1 protein-coding gene is annotated in these 641 nt (G+C 64.3%); it reads left to right on the top strand.

Annotation, left to right across the window (positions count from 1 at the left end):
- Positions 1-641 (top strand): UTP--glucose-1-phosphate uridylyltransferase (locus EOA29_RS39095; RefSeq protein WP_145970145.1); only part of this gene is annotated, 641 nt, incomplete at both ends.

The following is a 641-nucleotide window of genomic DNA, read 5'->3' as shown; positions in this document are numbered from 1 at the left end:
TCCAGTATGTGGTCGACGAGGCGCGCGACGCCGGCATCGAGCATTTCATCTTCGTCACCGGCCGCAACAAGGCGGTCATCGAAGACCATTTCGACGTCCAGTTCGAGCTCTACGACACGCTTGCCCAGCGCGGCAAGGACGACCAGCTCGCCCGCCTGCAGCGGCTGCAGCCGGCGCCGGGCCAGACCAGCTTCACCCGCCAGCAGGTGCCGATGGGGCTCGGCCATGCCGTCTGGTGCGCCCGCGAACTGGTCGGTGACGAGCCCTTCGCGCTGCTGTTGCCCGACATGATCATGCAGTCGGAAAAGAGCTGCATGAAGGACATGGTCGAGCTCTATGCCGAGACCGGCAACAACATCATCGCGGTGCAGGAGTGCGATCCGGCCGAGGCGCATAAATACGGCATTGTCGGCCGCGGCGAGGATACCCATCACGGCTTCCGCATCACCGGCATGGTCGAGAAGCCGAAGGCAGGCACCGCGCCCTCGAACCTGTTCATCAACGGCCGCTATATCCTGCAGCCGGAGATCTTCGGCATCCTCGAAGGCCAGGAGCGCGGCGCCGGCAACGAGATCCAGCTCACCGATGCGATGCTGAAGCTGGAGAAGCAGCAGCCCTTCTACGGCTACCACTACCAGGGC

It is taken from the genome of Mesorhizobium sp. M1E.F.Ca.ET.063.01.1.1, assembly GCF_003998155.1.
GTDB lineage: Bacteria > Pseudomonadota > Alphaproteobacteria > Rhizobiales > Rhizobiaceae > Mesorhizobium.
Note: the sequence above shows the minus strand (reverse complement) of the source record. Positions and strands in the feature narration are given on the sequence as shown.